We start from the raw sequence: 5,111 nt of genomic DNA on the forward strand, positions 1-5,111 counted from the left end.
CACCGTGGGCCCGTCTCTGATTGTTCTGTTTTCGGCGCACTGACCCCTTCACCCTCTACTCCCCCGCCCCGGCGCGACCGTGGGGGGGGGGCTTTTTCGTCGATGTCTCAGTGCTTCTCGGCGCCGAGGTAGTACTCGAAGACCAGGCCTGCGGCGGCGGCGAGCACGAGCGCCACGCCGAGGCCGATCAGCCAGAACTGGAAGAACGCCAGGCCGAGCGCGGTCACCGAACCGGCCGCGGCCAGCAGGATGGGCCAGAAGCTACCCGGCGAGAAGAAGCCGAGGTCACCGGCGCCGTCGACGATCTCGGCCTCCTCGTAGTCCTCGGGCCGCAGGTCGATGCGGCGCGCGACGAACCGGAAGTAGGTGCCGATGATCAGCGACAGGCCCGCGGTCAGCACGATCGCGGTGGTGCCCGCCCACTCGATGCCGGTGCGCGACTGCGCGGTGAAGAAGCCGTAGACGATGCCCACCAGGATGAAGAACGCCGTGAGCAGTTCGAAGATCCGCGCTTCGATCCTCATATCAGAATCCTCACTTGCTCTCGTTCACCGAAGCGCTCTTGCTGTCACGCTTGGTGTTGAAGGGGTACGTGGAGGTGGCCACCGGCGACTCGCCGATCGACTCGAGCGCCTCACCGTTGGTCTTGCCGTCGATGCGCGCCTGCATGTACTTGGCGTACTTCTCCGGCGAGACCGCGCGGACCTCGAAGTTCATCATCGAGTGGTAGGTGCCGCACATCTCGGCGCAGCGGCCGACGAACGCGCCTTCCTTCTCGATCTCGGAGATCTGGAAGACGTTGTCGGACTGGTTTTCCTTCGGGTTCGGCATCACGTCGCGCTTGAACATGAACTCCGGCACCCAGAAGGCGTGGATCACGTCGGCGGCGGCGAGCTGGAACTCGATGCGCTTGCCGGTCGGCAGCACCAGGACCGGGATCTCGTTGCTGGACCCGATGGTCTCGACCTTGTCGTAGTGCAGGTACGAGAGGATGTCGTTGGCGGGCTTGCCGTGCACCGGACCCGGCTGCGGGTGGCCCTCTTCGTTCTTGCGCTCGGCGTACTCGGCGAGCTGCTCCTCGTTGGCGGCCTCACGCTCGGTGTCGATGCCGTTCCAGGTGAGCCCACCGACGTTGTTCACGTTGCGGTAGCCGAACTTCCAGTTCCACTGGAAGGCGGTCACGTCGACGGTGACATCCGGGTTGTCGGTCTTCTCGTGCACGTAGTTCTGCACGACCACGGTGAAGTAGAACAGCACCGCGATGATCACGAACGGGATCGCCGTGTAGGTCAGCTCCAGCGACACGTTGTAGCCCGTCTGGCGCGGGAACTCCGGGGAGTCCTTGCGCTTGCGGTGCATGATGACGGTCCAGAAGGTGAGACCCCAGACCAGCACGCCCATGGCGAGCGCGGCCAGCACGGACCAGGTCCACAGCTCCCGCATCCGGGTGGCCTGCGGCGTGATGCCCGAGGGCCAGCCGAACCGCAGCCAAACATTGTCGATCGAGCAGCCCGAGACCAGGACGGCAGTGATCCCCAAGGACACCGCCAGCCCGGCCCGTCGAAGGATGCGGCCCTGCCGACCCCGAACGGGTCGTGCCCCGATCTCTTCGCTCGCCTTGTGCGCCACGCTCACGCCTTCCTGGTCGCTACACATTCCGACACATTGCGTCGTCCGGGCCGCGATCCGCCCGTTCCGACACCGTTTTCAAGCACGTTTCAGGCCGCCCTCGAGTATTGCCGCTGTGAGGCCTGCACACCTGAGAAGGACCTGAGTACTACGCAGCGTAGACCAAAGCGGCCACTGTCTTGTCGCGGGGTCGTATTCGACACTCCGTGCCGACCGCAGCGGAGGCGGCGACCTGCGGTTTGCCGTGCGCGGGCGTGCGCGTCGCGCGCCGGGCCGGGTTGGGCGCGGCGCGTCGCGCGGGTGTGCGGCATACTCGGACACAGCGTTTCGGCCCGCCCGTGGCCACCCCATCATCGAACGAGAGAAGGTTGCCGACACCGTGTGCGGACTGCTCGGATTCCTGACAGCTGATCCGGCGACGACCCAGGTGGTCGATCAGGTGTACGACGCGCTGCACTGCCAGCGGCACCGTGGGCCCGACGAGAAGGGCACCTGGCACGACGATCACATGATCTTCGGGTTCAACCGTCTCTCCATCATCGACATCGAGCACTCGCACCAGCCGCTGCGCTGGGGCCCCGCGGACAACCCGCAGCGCTACGCGATGACCTTCAACGGCGAGATCTACAACTATCTGGAACTGCGCGAGCAGCTGGCCGCCGAGCACGGCGCCGAGTTCCCCGAGGGCAAGATCTTCGCCACCGACGGTGACGGCGAGTCCATCGTGGCCGCCTTCCACTTCTGGGGCCCCGAGGCCGTGCGCAAGCTGCGCGGCATGTTCGCCTTCGCGATCTGGGACACCGAGAAGCAGGAGCTGTTCCTGGCGCGCGACCCGTTCGGCATCAAGCCGCTGTTCTACGCGAGCGGCCCCGGCGGCACCGCCTTCGCCAGCGAGAAGAAGAGTGTGCTCGAACTGCTGAGCCCGCTCGGGCTGTCCGACGAGCTCGATCCGCGCGCGCTCGAGCACTACACCGTGCTCCAGTACGTGCCCGAGCCCGAATCGCTGCACAAGAACATCCGCCGCCTCGAATCCGGTACCTACGCCACCGTGCGGGTGGGCCAGGCGCCGCAGGCCACCCGCTACTTCCGCCCGGACTTCCGCGTCCGTCCGTTCGCCGAGGGCGCGGCACAGGCCCGCTACGCCGAGATCGCCGCGGCGCTCGAGGACTCGGTCGCCAAGCACATGCGCGCCGATGTCACCGTCGGCTCGTTCCTGTCCGGCGGCATCGACTCCACCGCCATCGCGGCGCTGGCCATGCGGCACAACCCGAAGCTGATCACCTTCACCACCGGCTTCGAACGCGAGGGCTACTCCGAGGTCGACGTGGCCGCCGAGAGCGCCGAGCTGATCGGCGCGCGCCACATCGTCAAGGTGGTCTCCCCCGCCGAGTTCGCCGCCGCCATCCCCGAGATCGTCTGGTACCTCGACGATCCGGTGGCCGACCCGGCGCTGGTGCCGCTGTACTTCGTGGCCAAGGAGGCCCGCAAGCACGTCAAGGTGGTGCTCTCCGGCGAGGGCGCCGACGAGCTGTTCGGCGGCTACACGATCTACCGGGAGCCGTTGTCGCTCAAGCCCTTCGAGTACCTGCCCGCCGGGCTGCGCAAGCTGGTCGGCAAGCTCGGTGACCGCATCCCCGACGGCAAGCGGGGTAAGTCGCTGCTGCAGCGCGGCTCGCTCACCCTCGAGGACCGCTACTACGGCAACGCCCGCAGCTTCAACGACGCGCAGCTGCGCTCGGTGCTGCGCGAGTTCCGCCCCGAGTGGACCCATCAGGACGTCACCGCCCCGATCTACGCCCAGTCCGCGGGCTGGGACCCGGTCGCGCGCATGCAGCACCTCGACCTGTTCACCTGGCTGCGCGGCGACATCCTGGTCAAGGCCGACAAGATGACCATGGCCAACTCCCTCGAACTGCGCGTGCCGTTCCTGGACAACGAGGTCATGCGGGTGGCCCAGGGCCTGCCCTACGACCAGAAGATCACCAAGGAGACCTCGAAGTACGCGCTGCGCCAGGCCCTGGACGGGATCGTCCCCGACCACGTCCTGAACCGCGCCAAGCTCGGCTTCCCCGTTCCCCTGCGGCACTGGCTGCGCGGCACCGAACTCTACGACTGGGCCGAGGCGCAGATCGCCGAGTCCCAGACCGACCACCTCATCGACAAGGCCGCGGTCCTGGGGATGCTGCGCGACCACAAGGCGGGTCTGTCCGACCACAGCCGCCGCCTGTGGACCCTGCTGGTCTTCATGGTCTGGCACGGAATCTTCGTCGAGGACCGCATCAAGCCGGAGATCCAGGAGCCCGCGTACCCCGTGTCGCTCTGACCGACGACGAACGCCCCCTGGATCGGAAGATCCAGGGGGCGTTCGTGTTTGCGCTCAGAGCAGCGAAGCCAGCTCGTCGGCGGCCTCGGCGCCGTAGGCCTTGGTCAGGCGGGTCAGGGCGTCCTGGGTGTCGAGGGTCCACTCCTGGGTGCCGGTGGTCTCCAGGATGAGGACCGCGATCAGGGAGCCGAGCTGGGCGGCGCGCTCGATGCTCAGGCCTGCGCGGTGGGCGGTGAGGAAGCCGGCACGGAAGCCGTCACCGACGCCGGTCGGGTCGACCTTGGCCACCTCGGGCACCACGCCGACGCGCACCTCGTTGCCCTCGGCGTCGACGACCAGCACGCCCTCGGAACCGAGCGTGGTCACCCGGATGCCGACCTTGGCGGCGATCTCGGCCTCGCTCAGGCCGGTCTTCTGCAGCAGCAGCGCCCACTCGTACTTGTTGGTGAACAGGTACGCCGCGCCGTCGACCAGCTCGGCCGCCTGCTCGCCGTCGAGGCGGGCCAGCTGCTGGGACGGGTCGGCGGCATAGGCGATGCCCCTGGCCTTGGCCTGGCGGGTGTGCGCGATCATCGCTTCGGGATCGTTCGCGCCGACCAGCACCAGGTCGACCTCATGGGCGTCGGCGACGGCCGCGATGTCGATATCGCGGGCCTCGCTCATCGCACCGGGGTAGAACGAGGCGATCTGCGCCATCGACTCGTCGGTGGTGCAGACGAACCGCGCGGTGTGCGCGGTGCTCGACACGTGCACCGCGGAGCAGTCGACCCCGTTGCTCTCCAGCCACTGCCGGTATTCGGTGAAGTCGGCGCCGACCGCGCCGACCAGCAGCGGCCGCTGCTTCAACAGTCCCATCGCGTAGGCGATGTTGCCCGCCACGCCACCGCGCCGGATCTGCAGATCGTCGACGAGGAAACTCAGGGACACGTGGTCGAGCTGATCGGCAAGCAGCGCATCGGCGAACTTCCCGGGAAATCGCATGAGGTGGTCGGTGGCGCCGGTAGCGGCAGCCATCAGCCGGCCAGTTCGGTCTCCATGTCGACGAACACCGCGCCGGGAATGTGCCCGTCCAGATAGTGCTGCGGACCGTCCGGATCACCCAGCGCCCACCGCACATCGAGCAGATGAATCCTGTTGTCCGCCAGTTCCTCCCGAAGTT

The 5,111-nt window shown here is 67.5% G+C and carries 4 protein-coding genes and 1 pseudogene; 1 reads left to right on the forward strand and 4 read right to left on the reverse strand.

Annotation, left to right across the window (positions count from 1 at the left end):
- Positions 1–107: 107 nt before the first annotated feature.
- The gene (locus QH270_RS33465; protein WP_019046172.1) at positions 108–524 is read right to left on the reverse strand and encodes a cytochrome c oxidase subunit 4; all 417 of its coding nucleotides are present in this window, start codon (positions 522–524) and stop codon (positions 108–110) included.
- Positions 525–534: 10 nt separating this feature from the next.
- Positions 535–1,656 carry an aa3-type cytochrome oxidase subunit II gene (ctaC, locus tag QH270_RS33470; RefSeq protein WP_432420470.1) on the reverse strand — a complete coding sequence of 374 codons (1,122 nt, stop codon included), beginning with the start codon at positions 1,654–1,656 and terminating at the stop codon, positions 535–537.
- Positions 1,657–2,008: 352 nt separating this feature from the next.
- Between ctaC and asnB the strand changes: the two genes are divergently transcribed.
- Positions 2,009–3,952 carry an asparagine synthase (glutamine-hydrolyzing) gene (asnB, locus tag QH270_RS33475; RefSeq protein WP_280348725.1) on the forward strand — a complete coding sequence of 648 codons (1,944 nt, stop codon included), beginning with the start codon at positions 2,009–2,011 and terminating at the stop codon, positions 3,950–3,952.
- Between the two features lie 54 nt (positions 3,953–4,006).
- Here the strand turns inward: asnB and QH270_RS33480 are convergent, their stop codons facing one another.
- Both QH270_RS33480 and QH270_RS33485 read right to left on the reverse strand, forming a co-directional pair.
- Positions 4,007–4,969, reverse strand: coding sequence for a carbohydrate kinase family protein (locus QH270_RS33480; RefSeq protein WP_280348729.1), 963 nt, complete (start codon positions 4,967–4,969; stop codon positions 4,007–4,009).
- Between the two features lie 2 nt (positions 4,970–4,971).
- A pseudogene (locus tag QH270_RS33485) lies at positions 4,972–5,097 on the reverse strand (rhodanese-like domain-containing protein); the annotation flags it as partial.
- Between the last annotated feature and the right edge of the window lie 14 nt (positions 5,098–5,111).

This window comes from Nocardia neocaledoniensis, assembly GCF_029868625.1.
Lineage (GTDB): Bacteria > Actinomycetota > Actinomycetes > Mycobacteriales > Mycobacteriaceae > Nocardia > Nocardia neocaledoniensis_A.